Genomic DNA, 19504 nt, shown 5'->3' on the forward strand with positions numbered 1-19504 from the left:
TCCATTAGATGGATAGTCAAGATTTAATTAAGAAAGTTATCAAAATTACAAATGAAAAAATATTTCTACAAAAACTTTTTTTTGGTATTACAATTTTTAATAATAAATATTGTTGGAGCAGTATCTGTCTTGAGTCTGGCTTTTGTGCTAGAAGGCATCATTGATTCTATTTCCAACTCAAACTCAGAAATGTTTATATTCTCAGTAGTATTATTACTGATTTATATCGTTTTTGATTCAATAATGGATTATTATGTTGAAATATCAAATCAGAAGCTAATTCAAAAGATTTTACATGATATACGAAGTGATTTGACTGACAGTAACGGAAAAAAATCATTGCTTGACATATATCGCAGTAACCCGGAGGTTCATATTTCAACCTATACTAATGAATTAGAAGTTTTAGAAAAGCAGTACTTAGAGCAAATTATTAGTATAACCAATGATATTCTAGTTTTCGTTATTGCTTCAGTTATATCTTTATTTTTACAGCCGTCATATACTATAATAATGATGTTTTTGAGCATGGTGCCACTTATATATCCTTGGTTAACTCAAAAATCTCTACAGAATGCAAGAGATTTAACTGTAAGATCAAAAGAGGAATACTTTAGCTCAGTAACAGATTTCTATTTTGGTTTAAAAACAATTAAGTTATTTGCTGCAATGAATCGTTTTACTGATATATTGAATTCAAAAAGTAAGCTATTAAAAAAGTCAAATATAACCTATTATAGAAAGGCGAATTCAATAGAGGCATTATCTTATGCAATAACAATGTTTGTGAATCAGGGAGCATGGGTAGTAGGAGGCTTTTTTGTGCTAAAGGGTAGACTTTCACTCGGAGAGTTTATTGCACTACGGCAATTGGTTATGTATATTACTTATCCAATTACCAACATGAAACATAGTTATACTGATATATTGTCTTCAAAAAAATTAGTTAATGATCTCCTCAAAAGTATAAATCAAACATCAGTTGATACATCAGAGTTAAATGCTATGAAAATTAATACAATTGACTTGGTTGATTTTGGAATAGCGGATAACCAAAAAAATATACTAAAAAATATAACTTTAAGATTTACAGTGGGGAAAAAATATCTTATTATTGGAAAAAGTGGTAGTGGGAAAAGTACACTTTTGAACGCATTAATAGGATTAATACCAGATGGTTTTAATACTACTGGACATATTTTAATTAATGGACAAGATTTTACTAGCATTGAGTTAGATTATTCATCAGTTGCATATGTTGAACAAAAAACATTTATTTTTGATATACCTGCCATTGACAATTTAACGATGTATAAGGATTATGATGAAAGACAAGTCAATAAAGTACTAAAAAAGGTAAACTTAGAAAATATTGATTTAGAGGGAACAATAAAAAATAAATTATCTGGAGGACAAGAAAGAAGACTAGATTTTGCAAGGACTCTACTTGCGAATAAGGAAATTTTACTTTTGGATGAGGTTACATCATCTCTAGATAAAGAAAATAGATTACGTATTGAAGAGTTAGTGGATTCATTGCAGAATAAACTGGTTATTTGTATTGCTCACGAACCATCTGAGAATTTCATCTCAATTTTTGATGAAGTACTAACAATTGAAGAAGGAACGATAATCAAGTAGTCTTTATTGTAAAAATTTATAACTTTCACTGTGGCATTAAGGAAATTTTATGAAAAAAGAAATACTATCTCAATATATTTATAGAGAAAAAACAGGAAATATTGCATCTTTAAAAGAGTATTACTCAATAAACTTTGATAGTAATGAGAAACGTTATGAATATATTTGGAAATACTTTTCACTTCAAGAATCAATTTTACTTTGTAATCGCAACCTATTCAAGGAGTTATCAAATTTTTATAATAAATCTGCAAAAAAGAGAAAAAAATTATTACGAACCTTAGAAAATTATTTTATCAGATTCTGTACACGTCCGTCATCGTTTTTTACATTTGGTTATGTAGGAGTAGGTAGTTTTTCTCACGACAGAATAGAATCAATTAATAAATATGGATCAAAGAGTACAGAGAAGATAATAGATATTTCTACAGAATGGACTTTTAATTTTCTTCAATCGATCTTGAAAAATCGTGATGTATTAAAGGAATTATCAGTATTTTCAAATCCTAATTTAGTAGAAATTGGAACGAAATTACTAAATCAAAATTTACATTTTTATCAATCTGATTTACAAAGAATTTTTTTAACGGATTTAAATGATGTTCTTTCAGAGATTATAGAAACTTGTAAGACACCTTTAAAAATTAGAATTCTAGTTGATTCATTGTTAGAGAAGGGCTTTGAAATGAATGCCGTTTATGACTACATATGGCAATTAATAGATAGCGAGATATTACTATTGGAATGTTTTGAAATTTTAACTAAAGATAACAAAATACATTTGTTAGAATCCTTTCTCCATAACATCGAGTTCATTCCAGTTAAATTACAAAGAAATATTTCACAAATTAAGGAAAAAATAGGATTATATAATACTATTCAGTTAGGAGGAGGTATTCAAAACTTGATGGATTTATATAACATTATGGATGAAACTTGCAAGGTTGGTACGCCACTTAATGTTTTATATATTAGTCATCAGGTTCAAAAAATAGATTATAGGGTTAAAAATGAAATAGAAGAATTTCTCAGTATGTTGTTAGCTATTAAGTTAAAATACAAACAAGACGACAGCTTAGAGGAGTACGGTAGAAAATTTTATAATTTGTATGGTAGTAATAACCTAGTCCCTTTAAAAGAATTACTTTCAGTAAAAAATTTAGGTGCTCCTTCAAACTATTCAAATCCAATTTTGAGTACCTTTGCAGGAGAAAGCTTAAAGATTAATAAAGAAATAGAACATTTTCAACATGATTTAGTTAATATAATTTTGAGTATTCCAAATTGTGAAGAGATAAAATTAGAGAGTTTGATTGAACAAGATGTAGTAATTAGAGATAGTTTTCCTACTTCAGAAGTAGTTTTTTCAATTTATGAAGCTGATAATCAAACTAAATTAAGGTGGCATGGTAATCAATATTCAGATAATTTTTTTTCGATTTCTGGAAAGTATGTTCCGCATTTTAAAGATATCCTTGATACGCCTCAAATGTTAGAGACAGAGAAGAGATATTATAATAACCTTATAATTGGTATTGATGAGTTTCATAACAATTTAGTGTTAAATGATATAAAGAGAGAGAATAGATTAGATAAAATGACACTAAATTTTCCCTTTTTTAAAAATGTTGACATCTCAGATATATATATCTATTTAGACAATCAAAACAATTTTAAAGCTTATTCTAAGAAAACAAAAACTGATATCCATATTCTAAAAAGAAATAGAATATCTCCGAATCTATTGAATAATCAAACTCGATTTTTATATAGTATATTTTGTAATAAATTATCGTACTATGATTTTTATAAAGCATTATCAATTGACTACTTAAATTATCAAAATAGGGTAATCTATAAAGATATAATTGTTTATCCTAGAACATGGAGAATGTCTAAAAACACTAATTTTGAACAATTTATAAAAAAATATTCTGTTCCTAGGCTTATCAATTTAGTAGAGGGAGACATGGAATTACTGATAAATTTAGATAAAATAGAAGATGTTGAAAAAGTAAAACAACAATTAAAGCAAAATAGAGTGATTCTGACGGAATATTTAGGGAATTTAAACAATTCTCAGGAAATCATAGTGTTCTCTAAAACTACAGATATTAATACACGTTCGTTAGAAGAAAAACATATATTGGAGAAGATACATCCAATTTCTGAAGAATGGTTTAGTTTCCATTTATATTGTAAGGAAGAGTTAGTCACGCTTTGTATAGAAAATATTTTAAACAAAGTCTTAAACTTACTTGATGATAATAATATTGAACATAGTATAAATTTTGTTCAATATTACTATAGTGAATACCATATAAGGTTCAGAATAAAAATTCTAAGGGCAACTGATAGGACTAAAGTATTGGGGATGTTAACAAATATTTTCTCGTCTAGTATAAATGAAGGACTTATGACACGATATGAGATGCTACCTTATAGAATGGATTTTTCATCACTTGGTGGTTTTGATCATGTCAGAAAAATTGAAGAAATACTTACGTTAGATTCTATGTATGTTATTTCTCATTATTCAACTTTAAGAACATTTCCGATACAACAATATATTATTATTCTGCTGAGTATTTTCGAATCGTTTGAGCTAAATAATTTAGACCTAATTAATCATTTTGAAGATATCGGATTGCCAAAAAATTATTCATTATATAGAGATGTAAAAGAGGGAATTCTCAAAACTATGGATTTAAATATCTTTCCCTCTAGTGAGGAACTTTTGAAAAAATTTAAATATATAGCAAGTATATCAAATAGAATTAATAGTAAAAGAAAACTTGATACCTCTGAAAGAATAGAAATCGCCAAGAACTATATTCACCTTTTTTTAAATAAAATTTTTTTCAATAAAATTTATGAAGAAAAGATTTATCAACTATTTTATCTATACTTAATAGACAAAGAGTTTACAAAGAAAGTAGAAATATAAGTTTGATCACAATTATTTAAGGAGAATCGAATGTTTATAAATTTACCCTATAAAGGACGAACGAAAGTACCAGGCTCTGAATGTGGTTTCATCAACTTCATTAGAAATAATTACTTGGAGAGAAGGTACTATTTACAAAATAATTTCATAGATGTTTCTGACTATGAAAATAATAATTTGATATTAGATTTGAAATCAAAAATATCTGATCACTATAATGAAGAAGATATTTTTATCTTTGGTGGTGACCATTGTACTACCAGCTTTGTTTTTGATAATCTTATAGATACTGAGAAAAAAATTGGAATTATAATATTTGATGCTCATTTAGATAAAGGAGATGTATCAGATGGATATTATAATTGGAATGTTCTTAATTGTATAGAGGATAGGATTGAGAGTGGCATGATAATAGGCGTGCGGCACGACTATTATAAGGTACCTACACCTCGAAAATATAAAATTTATGATGATATTGAAGTAGATGAAAATAGAAAAAATATTTTAGAAAATATAAAAGAATGTATTAAAAACTTTGACATAATTTACGTTAGTCTTGATGTTGACGTTCTGAATATATCAGACTTCCCAGGTGTTAGCTTCCCTATGCCTGGCGGTTTAAGCTTAGTTAATCTTGTATATTTTATCAGAAAAATAAAGAATTTTAAAAAAATATATGGGAAAAATGTGATATGGGATTTGGTTGAGTATAATCCTTTGATAGAGTCAAATATTTCTAATATTTCTTTACAAAGAATACTAACTGAAATTAATACGGATAATTATATAAAAAATGATTAAAAATTTACTGAATAAACTAGCGAAGGAACTTTCATTGTTAGACTTAAATGAACTATCTAATAATGAAAATTATCCAGAAATATTATTTAATTTATTATTTTTACTATCTTGTCTCTCAAAATCAGAATATAGAGATTGCATCGAAAGACAGTTCTATGATTTAATTTTAAAAGAAATGTATGTTAATAAATCACGATTTAGGTTATCCTTCTACAATGGAATGGCTGGTGTTGTTTTTTTATTAGAAAATAATACTTTAAAAAGCAGGTATTCTGATTTATTAATCCAAGATTTCAATAAAACGATAAGTGATAATATGTCAATGTTGCTTCCTTTTTTCAAAAAGGAAAAAGAAGAGTATGAATTTTTTGGTGGGTTGTTAGGAATAATATATTATTATTCACAAAGAAAAACACAAACAAGTCATAAAGAGATGGACATTGTAGAAAAAAGTTTAAATAAAGTACTAAAATTTGTCAGAGAAGAAATCGATAACAGAATTTTGGACGTTTCACTTGTACATGGAACAATATCGTTTTTGAAAATCTTTCATAATTATATGGATAAGGTTGGAGGTGCCAATGATATATATATTCAAATGATGGATAGCTATCTAAAATTAGTTATAGACAAAGAGAAATTTGAGCAAAATTTTGGTGGGAGAATGGGGTGGTGTAAAAGTAGAGCTTCTGTACTTTTATTGTTATATTTACTACCAGTTGAAGAAGAAAAACTAAGTCGTTACCTGTATAAAGAGTTATTGAACATATTTGAAAGTAGTAATATTGAATGGAAATACGATGATCCATATCTTTGTCATGGATACGCAGGCATGAGCATTATGATGTGTGCATTTAATTATATAGGAAAAAATAGAACTTGTGTAAGAGATAAGCTTTATGAAGAATTGCATATGAATGGAGATTTAGTGGGAGATATTGTTACATCACCAAATATAATAGAGAATCGTTTAGGAATCTTATTAGCTCTTATTAATGATTCTTCTAAAAATGATATACTTAACAAGGTCATGCTAATGGTGTGAGAGGTGTATTTTTCTTTACAAAGTAGGTTGTAGTATTTTTGTAAGGAAAAGATGGCACTTCTGTCACTATCAAGAAAATCAGTACAGATACATCTGGCAATACCGTTGTTAAATTCTCAGATGGCAATCAAGAATGGAAAAGATGGCGTAGCTGGTAGAGATGGTCAAAACGGCAAGTATGCTTATGCAATCTGGAAAGAACAACCAGGCAATGGCAATAAGCTCCCAGATAATTTCGTGAAGAGCCTGAAAGATGACAAAGGGAATGCTGGAAAAGATGGTCACGTTAGCAACCAAGGAGGTCCAGCTACTCTAGGAAACATTTCTTATCCTTATGGAAGAAAACAACAGATTCCATTTACTAATATGAATTCTGTCGGCTCTCGTTTTACTCCAGTTGGAAAATCTAATACTAAACTACCTAACACAGGTACAAAAGATTTTCCGTAGAGTTTCTGTCTCAAATAATCAACCTGTTCACGAAGGAGGGTCAACTCGTTGGTAAGTTGTTCAATCGTTGAGGTCTGTTGTTTAATAATTGCCAGTAACTCATCCATACGCTCGAACCTCCTTCTTTTTATCTCATTATACACAAAGAAAAGCCATGATTTCAATAGAAATCACGACTTGTTGAAACATTTATTTTTGGACTGATAGAAAATCCTTTCATGAGCCAGTCCACCTGTTCGGAAGCGAGGGCTTTAACCTCTTCTTCATTGTTTGGCCAGGTCAATTTTCCATTCTCAAATCGTTTATACAATAACCAAAATCCTTGTCCGTCCCAGTAAAGAGCCTTGAATCGGTCTTTTCGACCTCCACAAAAGAGATAGACCTGACCTGAAAAGGGATCCAGATTGAATTGACTTTTGACAAGGTAGGCGAGAGAATCAATTCCTTGACGCATGTCCGTTTTCCCACAAACCAAGTAGACTTGACCTAAATCACTGAGTCGGATGGTCATAGTCTAGTACCTTATCCAAAATCGTTTCCATTACTTCATGGTTGATAGATTGGAAGAATGTGACTTCCACCTTTTCGAGACGAATTTTCATCAGAATATCGTTTCTGACTTTCTTCTCAAAGCGATGCGATTGGGGAACAGTCAATGGGACGATGGGGTGTGACATAATAAATCCTCCAGTTTTGTTTTTCTCACAGTATACTGGAGGAGGGAGTGATTGGATAGATACCTTGTTATTAGGCGGTTACGGATAAGATTCCTCTTTTTTAGGATAAACTAATGGTCCAATTTGGACAATTATGCATTTTTCTCCATGTTGTACATTATACTTTTTCTTAGGAGAAAATTTAATGTACCGGCGTTTAAAAGATTTAAGGGAAGATCATGACTATACACAGCAATATGTGTCTGATTATCTCACAATCACACGCTCTGCTTATGCTAAAGTTGAACGTGGTGAGCATATGCTTTCAGCGGAAATGTTGATTCAACTCTCTAATTTGTATAACGTCAGTACAGATTATTTGTTGGGAATTTCTGATTATCCTCATAGAATAAAACACAATATAAAGTAGTTCCTCCTGATTTGTTCATTGACAACTGAATAAACCGAGGTGGGACTTTCTTATTTGTCGAGCAATTTAGTGTGATGCGCAATGATATGAGCGGTAAACTATCAGCTATAAAATAGAGTGGTTCTCTATCTGCCATGACTACAAATAAGGACAATGATACTTCTGAGCGTTCAGGCTGCCAGCGTTAAAGGACAGTGGGTGAAATACCCATGCGTGATCTAACAAATCACACCCACTGAGGTACAATTTTGAATTAAAAGGAATTAAAAATATGGAAAAATCAAGTAAGGGTGTTGAATCATCACAGATTATGATTGAAGGTTATAAAGTTACAGTTAAGGTTACGGATAAACCATTAAGTCTTACAGAAATACTAGATGATTTATTGGGACGACAGTTAGAAAAAATTTAAGATTTTGGCGGACAAGTTCACATAAATTATGTAAAATAAAAATGTAGAACCTCAATCCTTAATCGGAAAGCACCTAAAACTGATTAAGGAGTAGATTATGACGCAAGCATGCATTTATTTACGCTTATCCCGTGATGATGGGGATAATATTGAAAGTAACTCAATTGTCAATCAACGTTCTCTTTTACGTGACTATGCTAGAAATCATGATATTACTATTTTAGAAGAATTTGTGGACGATGGCATTAGTGGCCTAACCTTTAACCGCCCTGATTTTAATCGTATGATGGTAATGGTTGACGAGAGAAGTATTGATACCATCATTGTTAAAGACTTATCTCGCTTTGGAAGAGACTATATTGAGACAGGTAAATACCTCCAAAGAATATTTCCAGCAATGGGAGTTCGCTTCATCTCGGTTAATGATCATTATGACAGTTTGACTGCAGATGCGAACGAAACCCATTTAGTGATGCCAATCAAAAGTCTCATCAATGATAGTTATTGTCGAGACATTTCCACGAAAGTCAGAAGTACTCAAAAGGCAAAACGCCAAAAGGGAGAATTTATTGGTGCTTTTGCGCCTTATGGTTACCGTAAGGATGAGTACCAGCATAACCATTTAGTGGTTGATGAGGCTGTTAGACCGACTATTGAGAAGATTTTTGCACTTAAGTTAGAGGGCTACTCGTCCAATCGTATTGCGGATTACCTCAATCAGGCTGGTATTGAGACCCCACTCCAACATAAGAAAACTTGTCATGAAAAATTGAAAGGATTTTCTGGGAGAAGTAACCAGTGGCAGTCTAAGCTAGTGAATCGTATTCTCACGAATAGAGTCTATACAGGGACCTTGGAACAAGGCAAACAAACCAAGCTGAATTATAAATCGCAACGGTCTCTTAAAGTTTGTCCAGAAGATTGGATTCGAGTTGCTAATGCACATGAGGGAATTGTCTCAGAGAGTACCTTTACTATTGCTAATAACTTGTTACTTCGTGATGTAAAGCATGGCAAGAAAGAGCCATCTTTATTTGCAGGTTTGCTCTTTTGTCAGGATTGTCAGTCACAGATGGTTCAACGAAAAGCTGTCTATCGGAATAAAGATAGCTTTAGTTATATTTGTGGGACTTACAATAAGGGACAAGGTTGCAGTCGGCACACCATCAAGCAAGAAACCCTACACCAGGTGGTATCAAAACTGATTAACCAGCATCTTGTGAAGAAATCCTCTCTGATAGAACAGTTTCCAACATTACTTAGAAAAGAACAATTTTTGGAGATTGACTTTACTTCACTAGTCGCTAAGCGTAAGAAGTACGAACACCTCCTTCAGACCCTCTTTATAGATCTAGATGATGGTTTGATTAATGAAGCAGAGTATCAGGAATTTCAGAATCATTACCGTCAACAGTTGAGACAGATTGAAGAAACGATTCATCACAAGAATCAGTTAGCTCAGGAGCTGTATCTTAAATTGCAACATCGAGAGATTTGGTTGAAGCAGTTGAGTGACTCCAAAGAAGGATTTCTCAATCGCTTGACCTTAGTTAGCTTACTGGATCGCATTGAAATTGGCGAGGGACAAAATCTGACTGTAGTCTTTCATGATTTGGAAGAAATGAACTTTCTCCAACAGTTTTTAAACGTTGAAACGGAGGTCATCTAATGGCTCGTACCAAAAAACGTTATCGTTTAGAAGCAGAAGAAAAAAGATTATCAACAACTTATCAAGCTGGTATCTATGTCCGGTTATCGAAGGAACGTACAGAAAACTGGCGCAACAAGTCACAATCCATTGGTACACAAGAAAGTTTAGCCAAAACATTTGCCAAAGAAAATGGCTTAGCTGTTGTTAAAACCTATATCGACTATGAGTATTCAGGGACTCAGTTTGACCGCCCAGCCTTTCAAGAGATGATGGAGGATATTAAAAAAGGTACCATCAATTGTATCATGATTCGTGATTTATCACGTTTAGGACGAGATTACATAGAGATGGGACGACTGATTGATAAGGTATTTCCCTTTTTAGGTGTGCGCTTTATCTCTATCAATGACCATCTGGACACCTTACATGGCTTGGAAGAGAAGAAGTCTTTTGAAGTTGAAATCAAAAATCTGGTTAACGACCTATACTCTAAGGACATTTCAAAGAAGGTCACTTCATATGTGATTCATCAGGCTAGTCAAGGATATTTCATTGGAAGATTTGCGCCTTATGGTTACCAATTAGAGAAGCTGGAAGGTGGCAAAAAACTCATCATAGATCCTGTAGTAAAACACATTCTTCACTCCATTTTTGAGCAACTATTAGAAGGTAAGTCGGTAGCGCAAGTTACGAGCTACCTCAATCAATCAAAGGTAGCAATCCCAACAACCTATCGTTACACAGGTCAGGTCTATCGAAGCGATACTGATGCGCCACAGTGGAGATCCTCAACGCTCTTGCGCCTGATTCAAAATCCTATTTATCAAGGTCATCTGGTGCAACGTCGGACGAATAAACAGTTAACAGAGGCTGATTTTATCCGAGTAGAACAAGCACATGAAGCCTATATCAGTCAGACAGAATTTGAGAAAATCCTCTCAGCGCTTCATAGTAGACGTAGTGTAAAAAAGAGGACAGAGCCTAAAACACCGAATCGCTACAAGGGACTGATTTACGCGGCAGGTAACTCCAAGCAGATGTATCGTTACTGCCGTCACTTTTCAAATCGTAAATCTGATTACGATTACTATTACTTTATGGATTATGTCAATAATCCCCATAAGTCTGAAAAGCAGACTGTTTACATTAGTGAGGTGGCTTTGGATATGATAATTGCCAAGCTACTTCAAGATGAGATGACACGATTTGGGACGCTAGAAGAGCTTTTACCGAGATTACAAGCGACCAAAGAGGAGCGACAGAATGATTATCAACAGCGAATCAAGCAACATCGCCAAGCCATTTCTTCTTTACAGAGTGACCTGAGTGGTTTGTATGCCTCTTACCGCTTATCAGGACTGGACAAAGAAAAATATCTGACTGAAAAATCAGAAAGGCAAGCCAAGATTAGAACGCTCTCTCAGGAAATGATCAACTGTGAACAAGCAATCGGTAAAGTTGAGGAAGAATTTCAACATCAGGTCGTTTGGTTAAAAGCTTTAGCGGGTTGTCAACAGATAGAACTTATCACGTCAGACTTGTTAACGGCGGTGATTGAACGCATTGAAGTCAGTGTAGATAAAGAAGTCACGGTAACTTTTACCTGTCAGATGGGAGGTGATTGGGATGTCTAAAATTGCATTATATCTCCGTTTGTCTGTGGACGAAGCTAACACGGATGAGAGTAATTCCATTATTAATCAACGGCTATTGTTAAGTCGTTATCTGGATCAGAGTCCAGAGTTCCAAACTTTTCAACGGGAGGAATTTGTGGATGATGGGTTTTCAGGGACCAGTACTAATCGTCCTGCTTTCCAGCGCCTGATGGCTGATGTTAAGGCTGGAATTATTTGCCATATCCTAGTTAAGGATTTATCACGTTTTATGCGTGACTATTTGGAGTTAGGCAATTACTTAGAGAACATTTTTCCGTTTTTAGGAGTACGTTTCATTGCGCTAAATGACCAATACGATAGTAAGACATCTGAAAAGAATGGTCTGGAGATAGATGTCCCTTTTAGGAATTTATTGAATGATTTTTATGCCAAGGATGTCTCGGAAAAGGTCAAAAGTGCCATGAATACCATGAAACGTTCAGGGAAGAATATGAGCTGGTTACCTCCCTTTGGTTATCTCAAAGATCCAGAGGATCGTTTTAAGATTGTTATTGATGAAGAGGTTGCCCCAATTGTACGACGGATATTTCGTCTCAGTATTGAGGGGATGGGAGATCAAAAAATTGCCCAGCTTCTGAATAGAGAACAGACCATCACTCCTGCTGAACGCAAGATGCAGGTCAGCCAAGCAAAATATCAAAAGACTATGATTTTGACAGATGAACAAACCAGAAATGTCTGGACCAAGGGAAGTGTTCGACAGATTCTAAAAAACGAAGCCTATAAGGGGACCTATCTCTTTAATACCAGAACTTATATTAGGGGAAGACTTATTAGACGACCGGAATCGAAATGGGAGAGAATAGAGAATAACCATGAGGCTATTGTGAGTGCAGAAGTCTTTGAGAAAGCTCAACAAGCAAGACTATTTCGCAGAGGAATTCAGTCCAGCAGTTTGTCACAAAAGACGGAAAAGTCTATTGTGACAGGTTTAGTTTTTTGTGAACACTGTGGACATCGACTGTCTTTGCGACAAAATAAAGGACAAATTGGTTATTTTTATTGTGGTTACTGCAAGGGGCAAGACCATTCTGTAAGTTCTTGTCGTTTGGATAAGATTGAAGCATCTATTTTGGAAGCTTTGTCAGGTTATTTGGAATCTCCTGCTCAATCGAAAGCAAATACTGAGATATCACGTGACATAGAACGCTTAAAAACTCGAAAACTAGAACTGTTTCAAGAGTATAAGGATTGTTATATAAGCAGCGACGTTTATCTTGATAAAAAAGTAGCTATAGACGAGCAAGTCACAAACTTAGAGAAGTCATTCTTAGTTGATCAGAAACCACAATCATCGACTAAGGGATTGACGAAAGAGATTGTGGAAGCTCACGTTGAAAAAATAGTGGTAGATTGTCTAGGTTTCTTTGAGGTAATCTATAAATCATGAAAGAAGAGGCTTATGTGACAAGTCTCTTTCTTGTGGTCAGGAAGTATGATATAATTTGGTTATGAAGAAAAGTGCATCATTTTCTTGACATAAGAGGGTTCCATGGAGCTGGGTGAGTCAACACTTGACACAGCCAAGCGTGAATTCTTTGAAGAAACGGGCATCCAGGTGGAAGCGGTGCGTTTTCTCAATGTTTACAGCAATTTTGAGGAAATCTATCCCAATGGCGACAAGGTGCAGACTATTGTCATAATATATGAGTTCAAGGCACTGGAGGACTTTGATATTTCTGATTTTCACAATGAGGAAACCCTTCGTCTGCGTTTTTTCTCTAAAGAAGAAATAGCAGAGCTGGAAAGTGTGTCAGATAAGCATCGTCTCGTGTTAGAAGAGTATTTTACCAATAGCTTTGCCATGGGGCATTAAAGGCTGGGCTGTGGCTCAGCTTTCTTGATAAAAACGGGAAGGAGAAATTATGCCTGAATTACCAGAAGTTGAAACAGTCAGGCGCGGCTTAGAACGGCTAGTTGTCGGTAAAACGATTGTCCTGTTGAGGTACGTGTGCCCAAGATGGTTAAGACAGACTTGGAAATCTTCAAGCTTGATCTTCTAGGACAGGAAATTAAAGCCATGCGTCGTCGTGGGAAATATTTGATTTTTGATTTAGGCGCTCAAGTGCTGATTTCTCATTTGCGAATGGAAGGCAAGTATCTGCTCTTTCCTGAACAAGTGCCTGATAATAAGCACTTTCATGTCTTCTTTCACTTAGTTGATGGCTCGACCTTGGTTTATCAGGATGTCCGTAAGTTTGGAACCTTTGAACTGCTGGCAAAATCAGAAGAAGAGGCTTATTTTATCAAAAAGAAAATAGGACCTGAGCCAAGCAAAAAAGACTTTAAACTGGCGCCTTTTGAGCGGGCTGTTTTGTCTTCTCATAAGCCAATCAAACCGCTGCTCTTAGAGCAAAGGCTTGTTGCTGGTCTGGGTAATATCTATGTGGACGAGGTGCTTTGGGCTGCTAAGGTGCATCCTGAGCGCCCGTCGTCTAGTTTGAAAAAGGCGGAAATCAAGCGAATCCATGATAAAACCATTAACATTTTGCAGCTGGGCATTGAAAAGGGCGGATCAACCATTCGTACCTATCGCAATGCCCTAGGTGAAGATGGTACCATGCAGCAGTATTTGCAGGTTTACGGCAAATCGGGTGAGCCTTGTCCGCGCTGTGGAGCAGAAATTCAGAAAATCAAAGTAGGAGGACGCGGGACGCATTTTTGCCCGTCCTGCCAAAAACGATGACAAAGATTATTGGAATTACAGGCGGTATTGCCTCGGGAAAATCGACGGTGTCAAGTTACCTGCGTGAACTGGGACAGATAGTTATTGATGCAGATGAGGTTGTTCACGATTTACAGAAAAAAGGCGGAGCTCTTTACCAGGTCTTGGTAGGCTGGTTGGGGACAGAGATTTTACAGGCAGATGGGGAGTTGGACAGAAAAAAACTGGCAGCCCTGCTTTTTGCCTCAAATGAAAGGCTTGCCAAGTCAGCTGATCTTCAAAACCCAATTATCAGAAAAGAGTTAGAAAAACGTCGCGATCGAGCTTTGCAGGACAATGAGCTTGTTTTTCTGGACATTCCATTACTTTATGAGCAGGGATACGAAGACTGGTGCAATCAGGTTTGGCTGATTTATGTGGATAGGGAGACGCAGATTCAGCGGCTGATGGCACGTAATCAACTAACTAAAGAAGAAGCTCAGCTCCGCATTTCTCGACAAATGCCTCTGGAGGAAAAGAGGGATTTAGCTGATTTGGTACTTAAAAACACAGGTGACCTCGAAACGCTCAAATCTCAGATTAAACGATTGGTGATAGAAATGGAACAAGACTGAGCTGCTCAGCCTTGTTTTTGTATGCTAATTCTGATACAATGAAGAAAACGTTATCTGAGGTGATTTTATGGAATTGATTTTGCGTGATATTCAAAAGAACTTTCAGGAAAAGGAAGTTCTACGTGGTGCCTCTTATACCTTTTCATCAGGTCAGATTACGGGATTACTGGGGAGAAATGGAGCTGGTAAAACGACGTTGTTTAACATCTTATACGGTGAATTTCCCGCAGATGCTGGAGAGATTTTCTTATGTGAAAATGGAGTAGAACGTGAGTTAATGAGTGAAGACATTGGTATGGTCTTCTCGGAGAATTACTTACCTGAATTTTTAACTGGCTATGAATTTATTAAGTTTTACATGGATTTACATGCTGTGACAGCGGATAAGTCTGTGGATGATTATTTGGATTTTATGGAGATTAGCCAGGAGGACAGGCATCGGATTATTAAGGGCTATTCTGATGGGATGAAGAGTAAGTTGTCTCTGCTCTGCATTTTTATCTCAAAACCCAAAATCATTCTCTTGGATGAACCTCTGACGGCGGTAGATGTGGTTTCAAGTATTGCTATTAAGCGCTTTTTGATGGCTCTAAAGGATCAACATATCTTGATTTTGTCCACTCACATTATGGCCTTGGCTGAAGATTTGTGCGATCAAGTAGCAGTGTTAGAAAATGGTGTTTTGACGGCGCTTGATATTGATAGAAAGCATGAGCAGTTCGAGGATAAGGTTTTGGAAGCTCTTCAGGGAGGTCATCATGAATCTTAATCGGATTATTCGGGTGCTTTTGCAAGTGGAAAATGCAAAAAAGTACAATTCCTTTGTTCATTTTCTGCAAAAAATTCCTTTTTTGGGTAAGAAGATTCCTAATCGTTGGTATCGGGCTGATGAGGTTAAAATCATCATGCTGGTCCTCAAAGGGCTCTACCTGCCGTTTTATGTTTTTGGAGGAACAATCTTTTATGTCCTTTTTTGTGCAGGTGTTGGCTTTGTCTTGCATAAAATTTTGCCTGAGTATTTTGCTTTAAAAGAAGCGTCAGCGAGTCACCTGTCATTGACCCTTATATTTACTTTTTCGGTGCTGCTTGCTACGATTTTTCACATGAAGGTCATCGACAAGTCGGATATTGAAGCCAGTCAGGCAGTGCGTATTTTTAGGATTTCACCTAAGGACTATCTGCTTGCAAAGGAAGCTTTGGATTTTTCCCGTGGTTTGCTGGCTAAAGGACTTGTTTTTGGTCTTTACTTTGTTTTCATCTCCCGTCCTTTTTGGTGGGGACTGGCCTTTGCTCTTTTTCTGGCTGGTTTGCGTCTTGGGATAAAAATGCTGACCCTACCACTATATTTTAGAGATAGAGATAGGACCGAGAAGTTCCTTAATAGAGTGGGAATTATCGCCTTCTTCCCTGCTTTTGCGATTGGTACAGCCTTGGTGTTTCTTGGAGAAGCTTTTTCTCCGCAGTTGGTTATGAGCCTACCAGCGGGTTTTGCGGGTCTTGTTATTTGGCTTCTAGCCTATCGGTATTTACAAAAACAGTCTAAGTTAGATGTTTTGGTACGTAGCCTCTTAACCCATGGTGCTCTAAAAGAAGCAGCGACGGCTTTGGATAATATTGAGACAGTAGCAGTTGAGGTCAAAGAGAAAGATTTTGATATTGATGATCAGACGGTGATATCTGGAAATTTGGAGGGCGTTGCCTACCTGAATGCCATTTTTACCAAGCGTCTGGGCAGGCATTTGAATAAAGAGATTAGGTGGCGTCTGCTTATTATTACTGGTATTGGTGCAGTGATATTGGGAATTAGATACTTTTCTGATAACAGACAACCTCTTATCAATGATGACAAGATCTTTTGGCAGAGCTTATTTGTGACGGTCATGGTGGGTTACCTGCTTTATGTGGGCGAGACTTATATGAAATTCTGCTTTTACCATTTGGATCGGCCACTGCTAAAGTACCATTATTATCGCAGGCGAGACGTGATTTTAGCTACTTTGAAGGAGCGTTTTAAGCGCTCCCTGCAACACAATGCTCCGATTTTTTTGCTCCTTAACCTCATTTACAGTCTTCTTTATGTGTCTTTTTTTGATTGGAAAATAGCAGGGCTTTTCATGATTGTTTTAGGACAGATTTTGTCTGTGACATTTTTCAGTTTGTATTTTCTCTATTTCTACTTCCTTTTGCAGCCTTTTAACGATGGTATGAAGTCTAAGAGTAAACTTTATAATATTATGGCGGGTGTTGTCGGTTACGGGGGATTTCAAATCTTCCGTCTGGCAAAACACATTTCTGTGGTAGGCATAATAGGAATTTTGATAGGACTTTTTCTCTTTATCCTGATAGGCTTTCTGGTAGTGCTCCGCTTTGCCCCCAAAACCTTTAAATTACGACCATAAATATTTGAATCTGTAAATAAAGCCTTTTGGGATACCACACAGTTGCTAGCATTCAAACTTAAAACTGTACCAGATAGGTTTCCTAGACGCTTGGTATCTGAATCAGTAGATAATTTCAGAAATTCATGGAATTTAGCACCTATGATTTGAACGTCATTACTTTCTAGTTTTCGGCCTACTTAGTCCACTAGACTAAGATCCTCAATCTTCCAACTGTCTAAAATTAAGTCAATTCAGGCTTTTTTATAAAGGTGGAAAATCTAGTTTCAGTGCTCGCTTCGCTTGTAAAAAAACTAATTTTTTACTTTTTCTAACAAAGTTTCTTACTTAATCTGCTACTAAAGCATAGTTTATATTCGGTCTGATCCAGTTCTGATTCAGTGATGGTCTTTTCCATCCTCTTCTAGAATATTGTATAGTATCAGATGAAACGATATCGAAAAATGAGCACACACTTGCTTTTAAAATCATTTCGGTTTTTTTGTTACTATTTGGCGAATGGTGAAATGTCACTTCTGTAGTTCCAACGTTCAACAGTCTAGGGGCTGCTGTTGGAACTAGTACTAAAAGTAAACTGAGAATTTAGGCTGAAAATTTATGTTATAAAATACTCTTACTTTGTTGGCGAGAACTCCTTATTTTATGCTATAATAGTCCTTGGACTTTTTTTGGAAAGAAGATGATGACTAATCGATGAACAAGTAATCAGCCAAGTTAATTGGCAACAAAATTTACGAGTAGCTTGGCTTGGTAACTTTTTTACTGGGGCAAGCTTTTCACTTGTCATGCCCTTTATGGCACTTTATGTAGAAGAATTGGGTGCTCCAAAGAGTAAGGTAGAGTGGTATGCTGGTTTGGCGGTTTCTTTATCTGCCTTGGCTTCTGCGCTAGTTGCTCCTGTCTGGGGACGTTTGGCTGATCGTTATGGTCGTAAACCCATGATGATTCGTGCTAGCCTTGTGATGACTTTTACCATGGGAGGCCTAGCTTTTGCCCCGAATGTATTCTGGCTGCTTTTTCTTAGGATATTAAATGGTATTTTTGCAGGCTATGTTCCAAATTCAACGGCCCTGATTGCTAGTCAGGCACCTAAACAGCGTTCGGGATATGCCTTAGGAACTTTGGCGACAGGTGTAACGGCGGGATCGCTAATTGGACCACTGATGGGAGGGCTTTTGGCAGAGTTTTTTGGAATTAGACAAGTATTTCTCCTTGTTGGTGGAATCTTGTTGATTTGTAGTTTAATGACTATCTTTTTTGTTAAGGAAGATTTTGAAGTCATTGAGAGGGCAGATGTCATGCCAACAAGCGAAGTACTAAAGCGAGTTAGTAATAAGCAAATTTTATTTGGATTATTTATCACTAGCATGATTATTCAAATTTCTGCTCAATCAATTGCTCCAATTTTGGCTCTTTACATTCGTCATCTTGGTCAAAGTGAGAATCTCATGTTTGTTTCTGGCTTGATTGTCTCTGCTATGGGCTTTTCTAGCATATTATCAAGTTCACATTTGGGGAAGATAGGCGACCGAATTGGGAATCATCGCCTCTTACTAGTAGCTTTATTTTATAGCTTTACAATGTATTTACTTTGTGCTTTAGCAAAAACTCCGATTCAGTTAGGAATCTTGCGTTTTCTGTATGGTTTTGGAACAGGGGCATTGATGCCAAGTATTAATTCACTTTTAACAAAGATTACCCCTCGCGAGGGTATTTCGAGGATTTTCAGCTATAATCAAATGTTCACTAATTTTGGGCAAGTTGTCGGACCTTTTGTTGGTTCTGCTGTGGCGACAGGTATGGGTTACCGTTCAGTTTTTTACATGACAAGTCTCATTGTTTTTATCAACTTTGTCTGGAGCATGATCAATTTTAGAAAATATGTTAAGGTTAAGGAAATTGCGTGAGAGTAAAAATTAATTTGAAATGTACATCTTGCGGCAGCAAGAATTATTTGACCAGTAAAAATAAAGTTAACCATCCTGATAAAATTCAGGTACCAAAGTATTGTCCTAAAGAGCGAAAAGTGACCTTACATGTTGAATCTTAGGACAAACTATGTTAAAATGATTAAGACCATAGTGGAGGAAAGGAATTGAACCCGTTTGAAAATGACT

Annotated in this window: 17 protein-coding genes and 2 pseudogenes; 17 read left to right on the forward strand and 2 right to left on the reverse strand. The window is 35.5% G+C overall.

What is annotated here, in order from left to right; genetic code table 11:
• Window positions 1-81 precede the first annotated feature (81 nt).
• The 5 genes from ABZ559_RS04455 (at window position 82) to ABZ559_RS04475 (ending at window position 6884) form a co-directional block, all read left to right on the forward strand.
• A complete protein-coding gene (locus tag ABZ559_RS04455; RefSeq protein ID WP_367007357.1) occupies window positions 82-1641 on the forward strand; it encodes an ABC transporter ATP-binding protein in 1560 nt (519 codons plus the stop codon).
• A gap of 49 nt (window positions 1642-1690) precedes the next feature.
• A complete protein-coding gene (locus ABZ559_RS04460) occupies window positions 1691-4588 on the forward strand; it encodes a thiopeptide-type bacteriocin biosynthesis protein (protein WP_367007358.1) in 2898 nt (965 codons plus the stop codon).
• Window positions 4589-4618: 30 nt separating this feature from the next.
• A complete protein-coding gene (locus tag ABZ559_RS04465) occupies window positions 4619-5389 on the forward strand; it encodes an arginase family protein (protein WP_367007359.1) in 771 nt (256 codons plus the stop codon).
• Window positions 5382-6434 (forward strand): lanthionine synthetase LanC family protein, encoded by a 1053-nt coding sequence (locus ABZ559_RS04470; protein ID WP_367007360.1) that lies wholly within the window; start codon window positions 5382-5384, stop codon window positions 6432-6434. The genes ABZ559_RS04465 and ABZ559_RS04470 overlap by 8 nt, the downstream gene beginning before the upstream one ends.
• A gap of 120 nt (window positions 6435-6554) precedes the next feature.
• Window positions 6555-6884: a hypothetical protein gene (locus tag ABZ559_RS04475; RefSeq protein ID WP_367007672.1), complete on the forward strand. Its 330-nt coding sequence runs from the start codon at window positions 6555-6557 to the stop codon at window positions 6882-6884.
• A 160-nt stretch (window positions 6885-7044) separates the two neighbouring features.
• Here the strand turns inward: ABZ559_RS04475 and tnpB are convergent, their stop codons facing one another.
• Together tnpB and ABZ559_RS04485 are read right to left on the reverse strand one after the other, a co-directional pair.
• Window positions 7045-7395 carry an IS66 family insertion sequence element accessory protein TnpB gene (gene tnpB / locus ABZ559_RS04480; RefSeq protein ID WP_367007361.1) on the reverse strand — a complete coding sequence of 117 codons (351 nt, stop codon included), beginning with the start codon at window positions 7393-7395 and terminating at the stop codon, window positions 7045-7047.
• Window positions 7376-7561, reverse strand: coding sequence for a hypothetical protein (locus ABZ559_RS04485; protein ID WP_367007362.1), 186 nt, complete (start codon window positions 7559-7561; stop codon window positions 7376-7378). Before ABZ559_RS04485 ends, tnpB begins: the two co-directional genes overlap by 20 nt.
• Window positions 7562-7745: 184 nt before the next feature.
• Here ABZ559_RS04485 and ABZ559_RS04490 point away from each other — a divergent pair, with 184 nt between their 5' ends.
• From ABZ559_RS04490 to rpmG, 12 genes and pseudogenes are all read left to right on the forward strand, one after another.
• The gene (locus ABZ559_RS04490) at window positions 7746-7970 is read left to right on the forward strand and encodes a helix-turn-helix transcriptional regulator (RefSeq protein WP_367007363.1); all 225 of its coding nucleotides are present in this window, start codon (window positions 7746-7748) and stop codon (window positions 7968-7970) included.
• Between the two features lie 271 nt (window positions 7971-8241).
• Entirely contained in the window at window positions 8242-8382 is a 141-nt protein-coding gene (locus ABZ559_RS04495; protein ID WP_367007364.1) for a hypothetical protein, read from the forward strand.
• A 97-nt stretch (window positions 8383-8479) separates the two neighbouring features.
• Complete coding sequence (locus tag ABZ559_RS04500; protein ID WP_367007365.1) at window positions 8480-10051, forward strand: recombinase family protein; 1572 nt, start codon at window positions 8480-8482, stop codon at window positions 10049-10051.
• Window positions 10051-11667, forward strand: a complete 1617-nt coding sequence (locus tag ABZ559_RS04505) for a recombinase family protein (RefSeq protein WP_367007366.1) — start codon at window positions 10051-10053, stop codon at window positions 11665-11667. Before ABZ559_RS04500 ends, ABZ559_RS04505 begins: the two co-directional genes overlap by 1 nt.
• Window positions 11660-13099, forward strand: coding sequence for a recombinase family protein (locus ABZ559_RS04510; RefSeq protein WP_367007367.1), 1440 nt, complete (start codon window positions 11660-11662; stop codon window positions 13097-13099). Before ABZ559_RS04505 ends, ABZ559_RS04510 begins: the two co-directional genes overlap by 8 nt.
• A 96-nt stretch (window positions 13100-13195) precedes the next feature.
• Window positions 13196-13525, forward strand: a pseudogene (locus ABZ559_RS04515) (NUDIX domain-containing protein); the annotation flags it as partial.
• A 49-nt stretch (window positions 13526-13574) separates the two neighbouring features.
• Window positions 13575-14395: pseudogene (gene mutM, locus ABZ559_RS04520) on the forward strand (DNA-formamidopyrimidine glycosylase).
• Window positions 14392-14988 carry a dephospho-CoA kinase gene (gene coaE, locus ABZ559_RS04525; RefSeq protein ID WP_367007368.1) on the forward strand — a complete coding sequence of 199 codons (597 nt, stop codon included), beginning with the start codon at window positions 14392-14394 and terminating at the stop codon, window positions 14986-14988. Before mutM ends, coaE begins: the two are co-directional and overlap by 4 nt.
• A 67-nt stretch (window positions 14989-15055) precedes the next feature.
• Entirely contained in the window at window positions 15056-15757 is a 702-nt protein-coding gene (locus ABZ559_RS04530; protein ID WP_367007369.1) for an ABC transporter ATP-binding protein, read from the forward strand.
• On the forward strand, window positions 15747-17387 hold the full coding sequence (locus tag ABZ559_RS04535; protein WP_367007370.1) for a hypothetical protein: 1641 nt from the start codon (window positions 15747-15749) through the stop codon (window positions 17385-17387). Before ABZ559_RS04530 ends, ABZ559_RS04535 begins: the two co-directional genes overlap by 11 nt.
• A 704-nt stretch (window positions 17388-18091) precedes the next feature.
• Entirely contained in the window at window positions 18092-19294 is a 1203-nt protein-coding gene (locus ABZ559_RS04540) for a multidrug efflux MFS transporter (protein ID WP_367007623.1), read from the forward strand.
• On the forward strand, window positions 19291-19437 hold the full coding sequence (rpmG, locus tag ABZ559_RS04545; RefSeq protein ID WP_083907174.1) for a 50S ribosomal protein L33: 147 nt from the start codon (window positions 19291-19293) through the stop codon (window positions 19435-19437). The genes ABZ559_RS04540 and rpmG overlap by 4 nt, the downstream gene beginning before the upstream one ends.
• The last annotated feature ends 67 nt before the right edge of the window (window positions 19438-19504 follow it).

It is taken from the genome of Streptococcus sp. ZY19097, assembly GCF_040731245.1.
GTDB lineage: Bacteria > Bacillota > Bacilli > Lactobacillales > Streptococcaceae > Streptococcus > Streptococcus orisratti.

Coding starts and splice junctions, on each gene's coding strand:
- ABZ559_RS04460 (WP_367007358.1), top strand. CDS start 1,691: ATGAAAAAAGAAATACTATCTCAATATATTTATAGAGAAAAAACAGGA.
- ABZ559_RS04465 (WP_367007359.1), top strand. CDS start 4,619: ATGTTTATAAATTTACCCTATAAAGGACGAACGAAAGTACCAGGCTCT.
- ABZ559_RS04470 (WP_367007360.1), top strand. CDS start 5,382: ATGATTAAAAATTTACTGAATAAACTAGCGAAGGAACTTTCATTGTTA.
- ABZ559_RS04475 (WP_367007672.1), top strand. CDS start 6,555: ATGGCAATCAAGAATGGAAAAGATGGCGTAGCTGGTAGAGATGGTCAA.
- tnpB (WP_367007361.1), bottom strand. CDS start 7,395: ATGACCATCCGACTCAGTGATTTAGGTCAAGTCTACTTGGTTTGTGGG.
- ABZ559_RS04485 (WP_367007362.1), bottom strand. CDS start 7,561: ATGTCACACCCCATCGTCCCATTGACTGTTCCCCAATCGCATCGCTTT.
- ABZ559_RS04490 (WP_367007363.1), top strand. CDS start 7,746: ATGTACCGGCGTTTAAAAGATTTAAGGGAAGATCATGACTATACACAG.
- ABZ559_RS04495 (WP_367007364.1), top strand. CDS start 8,242: ATGGAAAAATCAAGTAAGGGTGTTGAATCATCACAGATTATGATTGAA.
- ABZ559_RS04500 (WP_367007365.1), top strand. CDS start 8,480: ATGACGCAAGCATGCATTTATTTACGCTTATCCCGTGATGATGGGGAT.
- ABZ559_RS04505 (WP_367007366.1), top strand. CDS start 10,051: ATGGCTCGTACCAAAAAACGTTATCGTTTAGAAGCAGAAGAAAAAAGA.
- ABZ559_RS04510 (WP_367007367.1), top strand. CDS start 11,660: ATGTCTAAAATTGCATTATATCTCCGTTTGTCTGTGGACGAAGCTAAC.
- coaE (WP_367007368.1), top strand. CDS start 14,392: ATGACAAAGATTATTGGAATTACAGGCGGTATTGCCTCGGGAAAATCG.
- ABZ559_RS04530 (WP_367007369.1), top strand. CDS start 15,056: ATGGAATTGATTTTGCGTGATATTCAAAAGAACTTTCAGGAAAAGGAA.
- ABZ559_RS04535 (WP_367007370.1), top strand. CDS start 15,747: ATGAATCTTAATCGGATTATTCGGGTGCTTTTGCAAGTGGAAAATGCA.